The 17,632-nt window shown below is 70.5% G+C and carries 12 protein-coding genes; all 12 read left to right on the top strand.

What is annotated here, in order from left to right; all coding sequences use genetic code 11:
* The first annotated feature begins 238 nt into the window (after positions 1–238).
* The 12 genes from OG625_RS04330 to OG625_RS04275 all read left to right on the top strand — a co-directional run bounded on the left by OG625_RS04330 (position 239) and on the right by OG625_RS04275 (position 17,629).
* On the top strand, positions 239–820 hold the full coding sequence (locus OG625_RS04330; RefSeq protein ID WP_329376725.1) for a GTP cyclohydrolase II: 582 nt from the start codon (positions 239–241) through the stop codon (positions 818–820).
* A gap of 15 nt (positions 821–835) precedes the next feature.
* Positions 836–2,533: a WD40 repeat domain-containing protein gene (locus OG625_RS04325; protein ID WP_329376724.1), complete on the top strand. Its 1,698-nt coding sequence runs from the start codon at positions 836–838 to the stop codon at positions 2,531–2,533.
* 65 nt (positions 2,534–2,598) lie between these two features.
* Positions 2,599–3,534, top strand: coding sequence for a formylglycine-generating enzyme family protein (locus OG625_RS04320; RefSeq protein ID WP_329390439.1), 936 nt, complete (start codon positions 2,599–2,601; stop codon positions 3,532–3,534).
* A complete protein-coding gene (locus OG625_RS04315) occupies positions 3,531–4,565 on the top strand; it encodes a formylglycine-generating enzyme family protein (RefSeq protein ID WP_329376723.1) in 1,035 nt (344 codons plus the stop codon). The genes OG625_RS04320 and OG625_RS04315 overlap by 4 nt, the downstream gene beginning before the upstream one ends.
* A gap of 11 nt (positions 4,566–4,576) precedes the next feature.
* Positions 4,577–5,839 carry a flavodoxin family protein gene (locus OG625_RS04310; protein WP_329376722.1) on the top strand — a complete coding sequence of 421 codons (1,263 nt, stop codon included), beginning with the start codon at positions 4,577–4,579 and terminating at the stop codon, positions 5,837–5,839.
* A gap of 48 nt (positions 5,840–5,887) precedes the next feature.
* Positions 5,888–7,858: a non-ribosomal peptide synthetase gene (locus OG625_RS04305; protein ID WP_329376721.1), complete on the top strand. Its 1,971-nt coding sequence runs from the start codon at positions 5,888–5,890 to the stop codon at positions 7,856–7,858.
* Positions 7,855–13,533 carry a type I polyketide synthase gene (locus OG625_RS04300; protein WP_329376720.1) on the top strand — a complete coding sequence of 1,893 codons (5,679 nt, stop codon included), beginning with the start codon at positions 7,855–7,857 and terminating at the stop codon, positions 13,531–13,533. The genes OG625_RS04305 and OG625_RS04300 overlap by 4 nt, the downstream gene beginning before the upstream one ends.
* The gene (locus tag OG625_RS04295; protein ID WP_329376719.1) at positions 13,530–14,390 is read left to right on the top strand and encodes a 3-hydroxyacyl-CoA dehydrogenase family protein; all 861 of its coding nucleotides are present in this window, start codon (positions 13,530–13,532) and stop codon (positions 14,388–14,390) included. Before OG625_RS04300 ends, OG625_RS04295 begins: the two co-directional genes overlap by 4 nt.
* Entirely contained in the window at positions 14,390–14,644 is a 255-nt protein-coding gene (locus tag OG625_RS04290) for a phosphopantetheine-binding protein (RefSeq protein WP_329376718.1), read from the top strand. Before OG625_RS04295 ends, OG625_RS04290 begins: the two co-directional genes overlap by 1 nt.
* Entirely contained in the window at positions 14,637–15,764 is a 1,128-nt protein-coding gene (locus tag OG625_RS04285) for an acyl-CoA dehydrogenase family protein (protein WP_329376717.1), read from the top strand. The genes OG625_RS04290 and OG625_RS04285 overlap by 8 nt, the downstream gene beginning before the upstream one ends.
* Positions 15,749–16,849 carry an HAD-IIIC family phosphatase gene (locus tag OG625_RS04280; RefSeq protein ID WP_329376716.1) on the top strand — a complete coding sequence of 367 codons (1,101 nt, stop codon included), beginning with the start codon at positions 15,749–15,751 and terminating at the stop codon, positions 16,847–16,849. The genes OG625_RS04285 and OG625_RS04280 overlap by 16 nt, the downstream gene beginning before the upstream one ends.
* A 78-nt stretch (positions 16,850–16,927) precedes the next feature.
* Positions 16,928–17,629, top strand: coding sequence for an alpha/beta fold hydrolase (locus OG625_RS04275; protein WP_329376715.1), 702 nt, complete (start codon positions 16,928–16,930; stop codon positions 17,627–17,629).
* The last annotated feature ends 3 nt before the right edge of the window (positions 17,630–17,632 follow it).

Here is a 17,632-nt window from a genome sequence, read left to right as displayed (position 1 = left end):
CGACTAAGTCTCCCTTGACAGGCCTTCGTTGCTGAGAGAGTGTGACGGCGGATCAAGTCGGGACCTGCGGCATTCGAATGCGGCAAGCAGTGGTGAGACGGTCCCGATTCGACGCACAGCTGACTTCAGGTGGCGAGGGATGTCATTAGATAGCCGTTCTTCCTACTCGCTCAACGGAATTCAAGTACCCGAGCCGGCGGACGATAGCCGGTCGGGACCTCCCCGAATACGCGCCAGGGTGAGTGTTCCGCTCGAGGTTGCCGGTGGCGAGTTCGCACTGACCGAGATCATTACCTTCGACGGGCTCGACGACGGCCGCGAACACCTAGTGGTGGTGTTCGGCGACGCACTGGACCAGCCCGTCCCGATCGTCCGGTTGCACTCCGAGTGCCTGACCGGCGACGTGCTCGGATCGAGCCGCTGCGACTGCGGTCCGCAGTTGCAAGAGGCCATAGCCCTGATGTGCGAACGAGGCGGCATCCTGCTCTACCTCCGCCAGGAGGGGCGCGACATCGGGCTCTACAACAAGCTCGACGCCTACGCGCTGCAGGACACCGGTATGGACACTTTCGAAGCCAACCGGGCGCTGAATTTCCTGGACGACCAGCGCACCTATTCCTCTGCGGCGCAGATGCTGGTCGCGCTGGGCCTCAAAGAGGTGGAGATTCTCTCCAACAATCCGGAAAAGATCCGCCAGTTACGCGAGAGCGGTGTGGTGGTCCATAGCCAGCGGCTCACCGGTGTGCACGTCACCGATTCGAATCGCAAGTATCTGAAAGCCAAAGTCGTACACGCCGGTCATTCCATCGACATTGATTGACGAGGAGTCTGGATCGTGATCGAACACAAGAGTCCGATCAGCGGCATCGCTGCCTATCAGGACAAGTACATCGCCAGCGCCGGGTACGACAACCAGGTCATTCTCTGGGACCAGAGCACCGAGCGCCCGGTGAACCGCGTCCTGCACGACCACTTGGCGAACCAGTGCGCTTTCAGCCCCGACGGATCCTTATTGGTGACGTCCTCCAGCGACTACACCGCCCGGTTGTGGTCCGTGCCCGACCTGCGGCTGCGCGCGGTCCTGAACGACCAGTCCGACGACGTCGAGATGTCGGCATTCCACCCGACCCGGGAACTGGTGGCCACTGCCTCCCGCGATCACCGCCTGCGCGTCTACGACTTCAACGGGAACCTCGTGCACTCCTGCGGCGGGCACACCGCCGACGTCATTTCCGTGGACTGGTCGGTGGACGGATCGGAGCTCGTCACCTCCAGCGACGACGGCACCGTGAAGCGCTGGTCCTCCGTCACCGGTGAGCTGCTGGAGGACATCGACCTCGGTGGAGTCGAGACCGACACGATCGTCATCGACCGCGACGGCACCATCTACGCGGGCAATGACGAGGGCCAGATCATCGTGATCCGGGGCGAGCAGCGCACGGCGGTCCAGGGGCACGATGCCGGAATCAAGCGCCTGGTCCTCGGCGCGGGCCGCAACCTGTTGGTGAGCCTGAGCTACGACCGCAAGCTGCTGCTGTGGGAGACCTCCGGCGGCGATCTGCGCCAGGTGGGGGAGTCCGCCATCCCCGACGACGTATGGCCCCGATCCTGCGCCTTCGCGGCCGGCACCACCCTGGTCTTCGGCACGTTCGGAGCCTCGTACCGGCCCTACGACTACACCACCGGCAAGTGGAGCACCGGCGAGGTGGCTCCCACCCCGGGCGTCAACGCGGTCATCGCCCACGACGGCAGCGTCTACACCGTGGGTGACGCCGGCATCGTGATCCGGGACGGCGCCGAACAGGCACGCACGGGAAGCCTCTGCAACTTCCTGACGCCGGTGGACCCGGTGCTGACGGTGACGGGCGGACAGCTCGGCAAGGTGATGGACGCCGCCACCGGCCGCGTCCTGCACCAGCACCGCTCCCCGCTCAACTGCGGTGTCCGCTTCGAGGCGGACGGTGTCGCCCACGTGCTGATCGGCGCCTACACCGGAGAAGGCCTGGTCTTCCGGCTCGACCCCGACGGCGAGCTGCGCCACGTGGCCGACCTGCCGCTGCACGAGAACGCGGTGAAGGGTGTCGCGGCCTCGGGCGACCTGCTCTTCTCCGTGTGCGCCGACACCGGCGTGGCCTGGCACGACGCCCGCACGCTCAAGCTGGTGCACCGGATCGAGGACGCCCACGAGCGGATCGCCAACGGCTGCGTGGGCCTGGATGAGGGCCACTTCGCCAGCGTGGGGCGCGACCTGCAACTGAGGCTCTGGGCACCGGACTTCACCTCCGAGGTAGTGCCCACCACCCACCCCAACTCCATCAAGTGCGTCGCTGCCGACACCTCCGGACGGCTGATCGCGACGGGCTCCTACCACGGCCACGTCAAGATCTACGACCGTGAACTGGAGGCGTGGGTCGTCGAGGACAGGCCGACGACGTCCGGCATCTCCTCGCTCGCCTACGACGCGGACCGCGGACTGTTCCTGGCCGGCTCCTACGACAGTGCGGTCTACGAGATACCGGGGAAGTCCGCGTGACCGCTCGGCCCGGGGGGTCCTTGCCGATCGTCAAGGACCCCAACCGGCTGGACGACCGGGGGGCGATGGGGCTACCCGGATCGCTCGTGGAGCGAGTGCCGCACGACGTCTTCGCGGGCCACGACGACTTGTTCCGGATGTCGGCCCGCGACCTCGCCGGCATCTGCTCGGACGAGAACCAGAAGTTCGCCCGCCGTTATGCGGCGAGCTCGCTGCTGGGGCTGAAGGGCGATCCCCGCATCCGGCCCGACGATCCGGAGACGGTCGCCGTCCCGGCGGCGCAGTGCGCGATCGGACTCCCGCCGGAGCGGGTCGACGAGGTCGTGAGCCAGTGGGCCGACGTCGGCGTGCTGGACTCCTGGATCCACAAGGAGACCCCCCGCCACCCGGTGCGCATCGAAGCGTTCCGGATCATGCGGTACCCCGTCACGAACCTGGAGTACCGGGTGTTCCTGGAGGACAGGGGGCTCGACGTGCTGCCCACCTCCTGGGAGCTGGGCTGCTACCCCGTCCACCGGGCGAACCACCCCGTCTGGACGGTGCGCCCGGAACACGCCGACGCGTACGCCACCTGGCTGGCCGCGCGCACCGGGCGCGCCTTCCGGCTCCCCACCGAGGCCGAGTGGGAGTACGCGGCCGGCGGGGGCGACATCGAGCGCGAGTTCCCGTGGGGGCCCGAGTTCCTCAGCGACCACGCGAACACGGTCGAGGAGGGTCCGCTGACGACCACCCCGGTCGGCATCTACCCGGCGGGCCGGAGCGTGTTCGGCGCCGACGACATGGCCGGGAACGTGGAGGAGTTCGTCGCCGACGACTACGCGGCCTACCCGGGCGGCGCGCAGGTGGCGGACGACCTCACGGACCAGGGCAGCTACCGCGTGGCACGCGGCGGCAGCTTCACCCGCTTCGGGGACCTGGCCCGCTGCGCGAGGCGCCACGGCTGGTTCGACCGCAAGATCTACGCGATCGGGTTCCGGCTGGTCGAGGAGGTGGCACCGTGACGCTCGCGAGCGGCCGGACCATGGCCGTCGACCTGGACGTTATCGGAGACCGGCAGGCCATGCGGCTGCCACCGCAGTTCGAGGGGCGCTGCGTCCCGGAGACCCTCGGCGAGCATGCGGCCGAGCTGCTGGGGGAAACCCCGGACGGCCTCGCCCGGATCGCGGAGGACCCCGAATCGCCTTTCGAGAGGCGGTACATGGCCGCGACCCTCTGCGGACTCGTGGGTGATCCACGGGTGCGGGCCGAGGACCCGGCCATGGTGGAGATTCCGGCAGCACGGGTGCGCATCGGCCTCGAGGAGCATCGCATCGCCCCGATTCTCGGGCGATGGCCGGACGTGGGGCTCGAAGAGGCGTACCTCAGGAAGGAGTGCCCGGCCCACGACGTGGAGATCGGCGCGTTCCGCATCATGCGCTACCCGGTGACGAACCTCGAATACCGGCGCTTCCTCGAGGACACCGGAGCCCGGTGGCTGCCCACCTCCTGGCAGTTCGGCTGCTATCCGGACCAGCTCGGCAACCATCCGGTGTGGACGGTTCCGGCGCAGGCCGCCGATGCCTACGCGGACTGGCTCGCCGCCCGCACCGGCCGGGCGTTCCGACTGCCGACCGAGGCCGAGTGGGAATACGCGGCGACCGGCGGCGAGAGCCGCGAGTACCCCTGGGGCGACGCCTTCCGCGAGGACGCCGCGAACACCTCCGAGGCGGGCCCGCTGTCCACGACGCCCGTCGGCATCTACCCGTCGGGCCGGTCCCCCTTCGGCGTCCTCGACCTGGCCGGGAACGTGGAGGAGTACACGTCGGACGACTACCAGCCCTATCCGGGCGGTGAGTTGGTGGCCGACGACCTCGTCCCCTATCCGGGCGGAATGCGGTCCCGCGACGAGAAGCTGCGCTCCTTCAGCACCTACCGGATCGTCCGCGGCGGCAGCTTCACCCGGCGCGGTGACCTGGCGCGCTGCCGGCGCAGACACGGACTCTACGACCGGTCCCACTACGCGGTGGGTTTCCGGCTCGCCGAATCGCCGTAGGGCGGGGAACCATGAGCAGGGCACCTCACGTCGCGGTCATCTACTACAGCAGGAACGGAACCGTCCACGCACTCGCGAGGGCGGCAGCCGCCGGAGCGGGGGCGGGCGGGGCACACGTGCGCCTGCTCCGCGTGGAAGGAGATCAGCGGCCGGGCGGTGCGAAGGACGACCTGCGCCGGGTTCCGGTGGCCACCCACGAGGACCTGCGGTGGGCGGACGGGGTGGTGCTGGGTACGCCGACCTACTTCGGCAACATCGCCTCCCCGCTCAAGCAGTTCATCGATTCGACCTCCGATCTGTGGCGCGAAGGAGCCCTCGCCGACCGGGTGGTCACCGGAATCACCAGCTCCAACAGTCCGCACGGAGGGCGTGAAAGCACCCTGCTCGCCCTCTACCAGAGCATGTACCACTGGGGTGCGCTGATCATGTCGGCAGGGCACACGGACGGGGCGTTCACCGTGACGGGAGCCAATCCCTACGGCGTCTCCGCCCCCTCGGACCCGGACGGCACGGTCGGCGACGCCCATCTGCGGGCGGCGCAGGCCCTCGGGCTCCGGCTCAGCCGCGGCGCCGCACGGATGGCCGGACCGGGTCACCCCGGATCGGGTCACCTCGGACCGAGTCACCCCCGAGCGGCGGCCGGCCGAGACGCTCCGCCATCGGGCAGGCCCAGCAGGATCGCCGTCATCTGCCATCCGTGCGAACGCGGTACCTGGACACTGGCCTCCGCGATCGCGGAGGGAGCACGGAAGGCGGGCGCCGAGGTACGGCTGCTCCCGGTCGGACCCCCGCAGCACGGGGGCGGCAGCCGCCAGGCGACACCGGACGACGTGGAGTGGGCGGACGCGTTCGCCTTCGGCGCGCCCGCGCTCATAGGGACCGTCTCACCGGTCCTCCTGCAGTTCCTCGAGGCATGCGAACCGCTGCGGGAGTCGGGAAAGCTCGACGGCAAAGCGGCCACCGGGTTCGTCACGACACCGCACCCGCACAGCGGCAGCGAATCCGCGCTGCTCGCCCTCTACAACGCCATGCACCACTGGGGGGTGGTCATCGTGCCCCCCGGCTACACGGACCCGTCGGTCACGACCGCGGGCGGAAACCCGTACGGGATCTCCCACACGGCGGCCCGTGGCGCGCTGCCGAGCCGCGAAACCCTGGACGCGGCCACCTTCCAGGGCGGTCGGCTGGCCCGCACCACCACACGGCTGCGCGGCCTGACCCACCAGGGCCCCGTGGCCCTGCACGGACCCATGCGGTCACGGGCCGCCCGCTGACACCCACACGGGCCCGTTTGGCACCCCGTACGCGCGAGAGGAGCAGCGATGACATCTGCGAGTGAAGCCGTGACGGCACACGAGACCAGCACCACGAGAATCCGGCACCTCGGCCGGCTCCTGCGGGAGCACGACGAGCGCAGGCCCCAGGCACCCGCGATCCTCGCGCCCGGCCTGCCCACCCTGACCTATCGCGCGCTGCGCCGGCAGGCCGACCGTACGGCGCAGGCCCTGTCGGCGGCAGGCGTCGCCCGCACGGACCGCGTCGCGATCGCGCTGCCCAACGGGCCCGCCGCGGCGGTCGCCCTGGTCGCCGTGGCCTGCGCGGCCACCGCGGCTCCGCTGGACCCCGGGGGCCAGGCCCGCGAGTTCGACGCCTTCTTCACGGACATGGACGTCGCCGCGGTCGTCGTCCAGCGAGGCACCGACACCCTCGCGGCAGCCGTCGCCCGGGCGCAGGGCCGCCTCGTCATCGAGCTCGTGCCGGTGCCGGGAGGGGCGGCGGGCGAGTTCGGTCTGATCCCCGATACCGCCGCCCTCGCGGCCGCCGGGCAGCAGCCCCCGCGACAGACGCGGCCGGTCACCGACACCGGGGCGGCGGACACCGGGAACGAGAGCGGGAACCCGGCCGACACCGCGTTCCTCATGCACACCTCAGGGACGACCGGCCGCCCCAAACTCGTCCCGCAGAGCCACGACATCGTCTGCGCCTCCGCCCACAACATCGCGGCGAGCCTCGCCCTCGGCGAGCAGGACCGGTGCCTCAACGTCCTGCCGCTCTTCCACGGGCACGGCCTCATGAGCCCGCTGCTCGCGACCCTGTGGGCCGGCGCGAGCGTGGTCTGCCCGCCGGGCTTCGACGCCACCGCCCTCCCGGGCTGGCTCCGGTCCTTCGAGCCGACCTGGTACACGGCGGTACCGGCCATCCACCAGGCGGTCGCAGGCGCCCTCGCCGGCCGTGCGGACGCCCAGCCCTCCCCGCTCCGCTTCGTCCGCTCGGCCTCGGCCCCGCTGACGGAGCAGCTGCGGGAGTCGCTGGAGCGCGCCACGGGCGCCCCGGTCATCGACTCCTACGGGATGACGGAAGCCTGTTCGATCATCACCAGCAATCCGTTGCCGCCGGGTGAACGCAAGCCCGGATCCGTCGGCGTCTCCATCGGCAACGAGCTCGCCGTGCGCGGCGAGAGCGGCAAGTTCCTCGCCCCCGGGGAGACGGGAGAGATCGTGCTGCGCGGTGCCACCGTCATCAGCCACTACGACGACAACCCGGCCGCCGACGCGAGCGCCTTCACCGATGGCTGGTTCGGGACGGGCGACAGCGGCCACCTGGACGAGGACGGCTACCTCTTCATCACCGGCCGCCTCAAGGAGATCATCAACCGCGGAGGGACCAAGGTCTCGCCCGTCGAGGTCGACGAGGTGCTCCTCGCCCACCCCGAGATCGTGGAGGCCGCCGCCTTCCCGCTCCCGCACGCCACACTGGGGGAGGAGGTCTCGGCGGCCATCGTCCTCGTGGCCGGAGCACAGGCCACGGACGACGCCATCCGGGAGTTCCTCGCCACCCGCCTCGCGGAGCCGAAGATCCCCCGGCGGCTTTTCCGCGTGCCGGCGGTCCCCCGCACCTCGACGGGAAAGATCCAGCGCTCCGAGCTGGCGGCCCGGCTGGTCCGGCCCGACGGAGCACGCCAGGCCGCGCCCGGTACGGCCATGGAACGCGCGGTCGAGGGCATCTGGTGCGAGCTGCTCGGGCTCGAACACATCGGCGTCCGCGACCACTTCTTCGACCTGGGCGGCAATTCCCTGCTCATCCGGCAGGTCCAGGCACGGCTCCTGGAGGTCACGGGCCGGGACGTGCCCGTCGTGGAGCTGTTCGCCCACCCCACCGTCGAAGCGCTCGCCGCATTCCTCTCCAGCACGGACGAGTTGAACGAGACCGGCCAGGACCAGGGGCGGGCGCAAGGAAACCGACGGCTGGCGCAGCAGTTACGGCAGCGGCAGCAGATGGACGGCGAGATATGACAACGGGCCTTGAGATAGCCATCGTCGGGATGGCCTGCCGCTATCCCGGAGCCGCGAACCCGCAAGAGTTCTGGGCGAACCTGCGCGACGGCATCGAGTCCATCACCCACTTCGGTGAGGACGAGCTGCTGGCGGCGGGAGTCCCGCGATCGCTGCTGCGCGACCCGAACTACGTGAGGGCGCGAGGGGTCCTCGGGGATCCCGGCCTCTTCGACGCGGAGTTCTTCAACATCACCCCGCGCGAGGCCGAGCTGATGGACCCCCAGCACCGGCTCTTCCTCGAATGCGCGTGGGAGGCCCTGGAAGACAGCGGATACGCGGGCGACCGGCGCCCCGCCGCCACCGGCGTCTACGCGGGAGCATACGAGAACACGTACCGCCGGCACGTCCATGCCGACCCCTCGGTCGCCGAGTCCGCGGGATGGCTGCTGACCCACCTCAGCGGCGAGCGGGACTACCTGGCCACCCGGGCGTCGTACAAGCTCGACCTGAAAGGCCCCTCCCTCACCGTCCAGACGGCCTGCTCGACCTCCCTGGTAGCCGTCCACCTCGCCGGACAGGCCCTGTTGAGCGGAGACTGCGACCTCGCGCTCGCGGGCGGCAGCACGGTGCGGGCCCGGCAGACCGAGGGCTACCTCTTCGAGCCGGAAGGCATCCTCTCGCCCGACGGACGCACCCGCTCCTTCGACGCGGCGGCCCGCGGCACCGTTTCCTCCAGCGGCGTCGGGATCGTCGTACTGAAGCGGCTCGAAGACGCGCTGCGCGACCGGGACACGGTGTACGCCGTCATCAAGGGCTCCGCCGTCAACAACGACGGGGCGGCCAAAGTCGGGTTCAGCGCACCCAGCGTGAGCGGACAGGCCCGAGCGATCCGCGCCGCCCACCTGATGGCCGACGTCGATCCCGCCGCCATCGGCTACGTCGAGACTCACGGCAGCGGCACCGCACTGGGTGACCCGATCGAGATCGAGGGCCTCACCCGGGCGTTCCGCGCGGCGGGCGGCGGCCCCTCGGGTCCGCACGCCATCGGCTCCGTCAAATCGAACATCGGGCACACCCATGCCGCCTCCGGCGTCGCGGGTCTCATCAAGACGGCCCTGGCCCTGCGCAACCGGCAGATCCCGCCGAGCCTGAACTACGAACAGCCCAATCCGGACATCGACTTCGCCCGCTCCCCCTTCTACGTCAACACCGAACTCACCGAGTGGAAGACGGACGGCGCCGCCCGGCTCGCCGGGGTGAGCTCCTTCGGCACCGGTGGCACCAACGCCCACGCCCTGCTGGAGGAGGCCCCCGCCCGCGCCGAGGCGACCTCTGGGCGGCCCTGGCAGCTCCTGCTGCTGTCGGCCCACACCGACACCGCCCTGGAGGCGGCCACGGACCGCCTCGCCGCGCATCTGCGCGGTGACCCAGGCCGGCCACTGGCCGACGTCGCGTACACCCTGCAAGCCGGACGGGCGGTCTTCGCGCACCGCCAGGCACTGGTCTGCGGCGACACGGATGACGCCGCCGAGGCCCTGGAGAGCCGGGCACCGCGCAGACTGCTGCGCCGGACCGCGGGCCCGGCCGTCACCCGCCCGGTGGCGTTCATGTTCTCCGGCCTCGGCGACCAGTACCCGAACATGGCCAGGGAACTCTACGAGTCGGAGCCGGTCTTCCGCGCCGAAGTCGACCGGTGCGCGGAGCTGTTCAGGCAGCACCTTGACGTCGACCTCCGCACCCTGCTCTACCCCGAGCCCACGCCGACCGACGGGGTCGCCCGGGCAGAAGGCCCCGCCACCGGCGGTGGAATGGACCTGCGCAGGATGCTCGCCCGCGGCGGGCCCACGTCCGCCGGGGCCGCGGAACTCGACCGGACCCTCTACGCCCAGCCGGTCACCTTCATGGTGGAGTGGGCGCTGGCCCGGCTGTGGACGGACTGGGGCATCCGCCCCGAGGCCATGATCGGCTACAGCATCGGGGAGTACGTGGCGGCCTGCGTGGCCGAGGTCCTCACCCTCGAGGACGCGTGCTTCCTCGTCGCGCACCGCGCCCGCCTGATCGAGGGGATGCCGGGCGGCGCGATGCTCGCCCTGTCACTGCCCGAGCGGGAAGCGGCCCTCCTCGACGACCGGCTCTCGGTAGCCGCCGTCAACGGCCCCGCGCTGACCGTGCTCGCCGGAGCCACCGACGCGGTCGCCGAGCTGGAGGCACGCCTCACCCGGGACGGCGTCGCCTGCCGCCGCCTGCAGACCACGCACGCCTTCCACTCCACGATGATGGAGCCGGGCCGGGCACGGTACGTGGAACTGACCCGGACGGTGACGCTGCGCCCGCCCACGATCCCGTACCTGTCCAACGTCACCGGGACGTGGATCACCGACGCCCAGGCCACCGACCCCGAGTACTGGGCCCGCCACATGTGCGAGACCGTCCGGTTCGCGGAGGCCGTCGAGGAGCTGTGGCGGACGCCCGGCCGCATCCTCCTGGAGGTGGGGCCCGGACAGGCGTACAGCAGCCTGGCGCTGCAGCTACTGCCCGAAGGCGCGAACGGCGACCGGATGTCCCTGTCCTCGCTGCCCGCCGCCCACGACGGTCAGTCCGCCGCCCGGTTCCTGCTCACCTCGCTCGGCCGCCTCTGGCTGGCCGGCGTGGAGCCGGACTGGGACCGCGTCCACGCCGGCGAGACGCCGGGGCGCGTACCGCTCCCCACCTACCCCTTCGAACGCCGGCGTTACTGGATCGACGAGGCCCCCGCCCCGGGGCACGCCCAGCGGCTGCCGCAGGCCCCGCCCGCTTCGATGGCCAAGCGGGACGACCTGGCGTCCTGGTTCTCCGTCCCTTCCTGGACCTCCACCGCACCGCTCGACCCCGTACGAGACGAGGAACTGGCGGCCCACCCCCAGCGGTGGCTGCTGTTCCTCGACGACCACGGCACCGGGCGGCAGATCGCGGACCGGCTGGGCCGGGCGGGGCACGAAGTCGTCACGGTGGTCCCGGGGGAGCGGTTCCAGCCGCTCGGCGAGGGACGCTTCGCCCTGGTGCCGGACCGCCGGGAGGACTACGACGAACTGCTGCGCGTGCTCGGCGAGAGCGACGCACTGCCGCAGACGGCCGTCCACCTGTGGACCGTGACCGGCGAGAGCCCGCGACGCCCCACGACGGCGCACTTCGACGCACTCCAGCGCCGCGGCTTCTACAGCCTGCTGTTCCTCACCCAGGCCTGGGGCGCCCGCGGGATCGATGCCCCCCTGCACCTGGCCGTCGTCTCCGACGGACTGCGGCAGGTCACCGACGGGGAAGTGGTCACCCCCGCCAAAGCGACCGTCATCGGCCCCGTCACGGTCGCACCGCAGGAACACCCCGGCCTCACCTCGCAGAGCATCGACATCGCAGGGCCCGTCCACGGCGCCGACACCGCGGGCGTCGACCGCCTCGTCACCGAGCTCGTACGGCGGCCCGCGAACCAAGTGGTGGCCCACCGCGGCCGCAGCCGCTGGACCCCGCGCTGGGAGCCCGTACGCGTGGAGCAGCCCGAGCAGCCTCCCGCGCGCATCCGGGACCGCGGCGTCTACCTGATCACCGGTGGGCTGGGCGGCATCGGCCTGGCACTGGCCGAACACCTGGCGCGCACCGCACGGGCCCGCCTGGTTCTGATCGGACGCTCCCCCCTCCCCGCCAGGGAGGAATGGGCGGCCCTGCTCGCCGCGCACGCCGGAGGCGAGGAGACCGCGGCCAGGATCCGCAAGGTCGTGGCCCTGGAGGAAATGGGCGCCGAGGTGCTCGTCCTGACGGCCGACGTGTCCGACGAGGAGCAGATGCGGGCCGCCCTCGCCTCGGCCACCGCACGGTTCGGTCCCGTCCACGGCGTGATCCACGCCGCCGGGGTCGCCGGCGGCGGCATGCTGCAGCTCAAGCGCCCGGACGCGGCCGCCGCGGTGCTGGCACCGAAGGCCCGCGGAGCCCTGGTCCTGGACTCGGTCCTGGGCGAGACGCCGCTGGACTTCCTGCTGCTGTGCTCCTCCACCATCGCGTTCAGCGGGGGGCTGGGCCAGGTCGACTACTGCGGCGCCAACGCCTTCCTCGACGCCTACGCCCAGTACCGGTCCGCGGCCGGCGGCCCGTACACCGTGGCGGTGAACTGGGACGCCTGGCAGGAGGTGGGCATGGCGGCCAGGGTGGTGGGCCGGCCCGACGCCCGGACACCGGGTCCGCGCGAGCTCGGCAACCCCCTGCTCCACACCTGCCTGGTGGACACGCCGGACCTCGCGATCTACGCGGCGGAGTTCAGCAGTCCCCGGGACTGGCTCGTCGACGAGCACCGCATGCTCGGCATATCCGTGATTCCCGGCACCGCGTACCTGGAGATGGTGCGGGCCGCCGCGGCCGACCGGGGCCTGGGCGAAGCGGTCCGCTTCGAGGACGTCCTGTTCCTGGCGCCGGTGGTGCTGGGCGACGGCCAGGCCCGGGAAGTCCGGGTGGTCATGGAGAAGCTGGGCGGCGAGTTCAGGTTCTCGGTCGTCAGCGCGGGTGGCGGTGCGGCCGGCGCCGAGACCTGGCGCGAGCACGTGACCGGCCGTGTCCTGTCCCCGGCCCGCCCGGACACGTGCGAGCGCCCGGACGCTCCGTACGAGGTCTCCGAACTGGTGGAGCGGTACGGACTGCGCGACGCGGGGGAGGTGAGCCATGACGGGCCCATGACCTTCGGACCGCGCTCGCAGTGCGTGGAGCGCATCTGGAAGGGCGAAGGCGTGGCCCTGGCCCGGCTGTCGGTCCCGGAACGCTACGGCGAGGAAGTGGCCGCGCTCGGGCTGCACCCCTTCCTCCTCGACATCGCCACCGGATTCGCCGGCCTCTACCTCGAGCGCGATTACCTCATGCCCCTGCGCTACCGGGCCATCGAGGTGCTGGGCCCGCTCCCGGCGCGGATCCACAGCCTGCTCACCCACCGCGGCGAGCTGGAGGGCACCACCCGGGAGACGCTCTCCTTCGACGTGACCCTCTTCGACGACGACGGCCAAGTCCTGCTAAAGGCCGAGGAATTCGTCATGAAGAAGGCGCGCGCCCTCGATTCGAAGCTGATGGCGCTGCGCGACGACCGCTCCGATGAAGTCGGAACCTACGCCTATCCCGAAACCCGCCGGGACGCGGAGCGCGGCGAGAACGCCTTCCTCGCACACCTGGAGACGGGAATCCTGCCGTCGGAGGGCGTCACGGCCTTCGAGCGCCTCCTGGCCCGGGAACTGTCACCCCAGGTGGTCGTCGCGACCAAGGACCTGGCGGCGATCGTCGAGAACGTCGGCGCCATCGGGTCCGGCCCCGAGGATCCGGGCGAGGTCCGCGCTTCCGCCCCGGCGCACCCCAGGCCCGCGCTCGCGACTCCGTACGCCGCTCCGCGGAACCCGCTGGAACAGACGCTCGCAGACCTGTGGCAGGACCAGATCGGCGTCGCGGAAGTCGGCATTCACGACAACTTCTACGAGCTCGGGGGCCATTCACTGCTCGGCATCAAACTCCTGGCCCGGCTGCGGGACACCCTGCACGTCCAGGTAGCCCTGCAGTCCCTCTTCGACAACCTCACCGTCGCCGAACTCGCCGCGGTCGTCGCGGCGCAGCTTCCGCACGGGCAGACACAGCAACAGCACGCGCAACAGGGCGAGCAACAGCACGATCAACAGGACGGGAGGCGAACGTGAGCCGGGTCGGTGTGGTGGGCGCGGGTGTCATGGGCGGCGGGGTGGCCCAGAATCTGGCGACTGCCGGTCATGAAGTGGTTCTGATCGACGTGAGCAAGGAGGTGCTCGACCGGTCCGCCGAGCGGATGCGCAACGACCTGCGCTTCAGCCGGCTCGTCGGCACGACGGGCCCGGCCCTCGTGGACGCCGCCCGGGCGCAGGAGGCGATCACCTTCACCACCGACTACGAGGCCCTCGGCGACGCCGACTTCGTGATCGAGAACGTCACCGAGCGCTGGGACGTCAAGGCCGAGGTGTACCCGGTGCTCGATGCCGTGTGCCCGGAGCGCACCGTGTTCGCGGCCAACACCTCGGCGATCCCCATCACCAGGATCGCTTCACTGACGGGGCGGGCACCCCGGGTCCTGGGCATCCACTTCATGAACCCGGTGCCCCAGAAGCCCGTCGTCGAGCTCATCCCCGGCCATCACACCTCGCAGGAGGCGGTCGGCACGGCGCAGGAACTGCTGGCCAGCATGGGCAAGACGGCGATCGTGGTCAACGACTCGCCGGGCTTCGTCTCGAACCGCGTGCTGATGCTCACCATCAACGAGGCGGCGTTCCTGGTCCACGAGAACGTGGCCACACCGGAGGACGTCGACAAGGTCTTCACCTCCTGCTTCGGCCACAAGATGGGCCCGCTGGCGACGGCGGACCTGATCGGCCTCGACACCATCCTGCACAGCATCGAAGTGCTCCACGAGAGCTTCAACGACAGCAAGTACCGACCGTGTCCCCTGCTCAAGAAGATGGTCGACGCCGGGCTTCACGGCCGTAAGACCCAGCAGGGGTTCTTCACTTATGGCTGGGAGGTCTGATGACGACAGCGGTGGGGCCGGAGATAGGGAAGTTCCTGGCCGGCAGCTTTCCGAACCTGGAGATAGCCGACGACGACGACCTCTTCGAAGGGGGCATCGCGAACTCGCTGTTCACCATCCAGCTCATCATGTTCATCGAGAAGCGCTTCGCGGTGCAGATCCCCAACGAGGATCTCGAACTGGACAACTTCCGGACCGTCACGGCCATGACCAAGCTGGTCGAGCGACTGGCGGAGACGCGTTCGGATGTCTGACGGCCCCTTCGGCAGGAAAGAGTTCCGGGCCGTCGTCGACGCCGAGATAGCCCCCCACGCGGCCCGGTTCGACCGTGAGCAGTCCATCCCCGCGAACGTCCTGCGCCGCATCGGAGAGCTGGGATGGTGGGGGGCGATCCTCCCGGTCGAGGCCGGTGGCTCGGGCATGGACATGGTGACCCTGGGCGAGCTGCACGAGGAGGTCGGCCGGGGCTGCTCCTCGGTCCGCAGTCTGCTCACGGTCCATTCGATGGCGGCGTACGCAGTGTCCCGGTGGGGGAGCGAGGGGCAGCGCGCGCGCTGGCTGCCGCTGCTGGCGCGCGGCGAGGCCATCGGCGCCTTCTGCCTGACCGAACCGGAGGCCGGCAGCGACGCGGCCGGCATCTCGGCCACGGCCACCCGGCAGCAGGACGGCGGTTTCGTCCTGCAGGGCAGCAAGCGCTGGATCACGGGCGGTCAGATCGCCGATCTCCTGCTGGTGTTCGCCCGCACCGGGCGCGGGGTGTCGGCCTTCCTCGTGGAGAGCGACAGCCCGGGTGTCGTGGTCCGGCCGGTCCACGACATGCTGGGCACCAGGGGCAGCATGCTGGCCGAGATCGACTTCCAGGACTGCCGTCTGGGCCCGGACGCCCTCCTGGGCCCCGACGGCTTCGCACTCGCCACGGTCGTCACGGGCGTACTCGACATCGGCAGGTACAGCGTCGCCTGCGGCTGCGTCGGCATCCTCCAGGCGTGCATGGAGGCCGGGGCGAGCTTCACCGCCGCGCAGGGCGGACGGACGCAGCCGCTCAGCTCGCACCAGCTGGTCCGTCAGATGCTGAGCCAGATGGTCACCGACGTCAGCGCGGCCCGGCTGCTGTGCCGGCAGGCGGGAGAGCTGAAGGACCGGAACGACCCGCAGACCATCATGGCCACCTGGATCGCCAAGTACTTCGCCTCGACCGCCGCCACCCGGGCCGCGAGCGACGCCGTGCAGCTGCACGGGGCGGCCGGATGCGCCCCGGACCATGCCGCACAGCGGTACTACCGCGACGCCAAGATCATGGAAATCATCGAAGGCAGTACCCAGATCCAACAGATCAAGATCGCCGAGGAGGCGTACAGGTGGACAGCCAGGTGAGCCCTCCCGCCGCCCCCGGCGGGAGTCGCGAGACGCCTCGGGACAAGCCGCGCCGGGGCCGGATCAAATGCGTGGTGTGGGATCTGGACGAAACGGTCTGGGACGGAGTCCTCCTGGAGGACGGCAAGGTCGTCCCGCGCCCGGCCGTCGTGGAGCTGGTCCATGAACTGGATGCGCGCGGCATCCTGCAGTCGGTTGCCAGCAAGAACGACTTCGATGCGGCGATGGAGCAGCTGGAAGGCTTTGGACTCGTCGAGTACTTTCTCCATCCCCGCATCGGGTGGGGCCCCAAGTCCTCCTCCGTGGCGGACATCGCCGCGGCACTGAACATCGGCGTCGACTCCCTGGCGTTCGTCGACGACCAGCCGTTCGAACTGGAGGAAGTGGCCTTCCGGCACCCGCAGGTGCTGTGCGTCGGAGCGGATGAGATCGGGGAGGCGGTCTCCCAATGGGAGGAATTCCAGCCGAGGTTCATCACCGAGGAGTCCGCCCACCGGCGTTCGATGTACCGCAGCGCCATCGAGCGGGATCAGGCGGAGGAGGAGGCGAAGTCGACGGGTGAGGACTTCCTGGCGACCCTCGACATGGTCTTCACGATCAGCGAAGCCGCCGAGGAGGACCTCCAGCGTGCCGAGGAGCTGACGGTCCGGACCAACCAGCTGAATTCCACCGGTAGGACCTACTCCTACGAGGAACTCAAGGTACTGTCCGCATCTCCTGATCACGTCCTGCTCGTCGCCGAACTGGAGGACCGGTTCGGGGAGTACGGGAAGATCGGCCTCGCGCTGGTCGAGACCCGCGGACCGGTCTGGAGGCTTCGGCTGCTGCTGATGTCCTGCCGCGTGATGTCGCGCGGTGTCGGCGCGGTCCTGCTCAATCACGTCATGACCCTCGCGCGTGACAACGGGGCGAGGCTACAAGCGGAGTTCGTCGAGACCGGACGAAACCGGATGATGTTCGTGACCTACCGGTTCGCGGGCTTCCGGGAGGTCGGCACCAGCGGGGACGCCCTGCTGCTGGAAGCGGACCTGACGCGGGTCCGGCCGGCACCCGACCACCTGGTCGTCGCACCGCGGCGGGCCTGACGGCCAGGTCCCGGCCCGGCCCGGAGCAATCATTTCCGGTCCTTCGATCATCAATTTTCACAGGTAGAACGGAACGACATGGCAACCTTTGTCCTTGTCCACGGCGCCTGGAGCGGCGCTCACGACTTCCGCAAGGTGCGCGGCCCGCTGCGCGCGGCCGGACACGACGTCTTCACCCCGAGTCTGACCGGCGTCGGTGAGCGAGTGCACCTCGCGAGCCCGCAGGTCGGCCTGACCACGCACATCGCCGACGTGGTCAACTGCGTCCGCTACGAGGACCTCGACGAGATCGTGCTCCTCGGCTTCTCCTACGGCGGATGCGTCGTCACCGGGGCGCTGGAGTACATCGCGGACCGCGTGCGCCACCTCGTCTACCTCGACGCCTTCGTCCTCGAAGACGGCGAGGCGGCGGGCCTCCCCGGAGGCGCGAGCGGCCCGCGCGTGCCCGAGCTCGGCGACTCCTGGCTGCTGCCGGCGCCGATCCGTGAGTTCGACGACCCCGAGACCGGGGCGTGGGTCACCGCGCGGCGCACGCCGCAGCCCATCGGTACCTTCACCGAGCCGGTACGGCTGACGCGTCCGCTGGAGGACCATCCGTTCACCCGGACCTTCATCAAGGCCACCGGGGAGCCCCGCCCCGAGCCCGCCGGCCCCTTCTGGGCCGCCGCCGACCGGGTCTCGAAGTCCCCGGCCTGGCGCTACCGGGAGATCGCCACCAACCACATGATCCCCAGCAACCGGCCCGAGGAACTGGCCGAACTGTTGCTCGAGTTGGTTTGAAAT

The sequence above is a fragment of the Streptomyces sp. NBC_01351 genome, from assembly GCF_036237315.1.
Lineage (GTDB): Bacteria > Actinomycetota > Actinomycetes > Streptomycetales > Streptomycetaceae > Streptomyces.
Note: the sequence above shows the minus strand (reverse complement) of the source record. Positions and strands in the feature narration are given on the sequence as shown.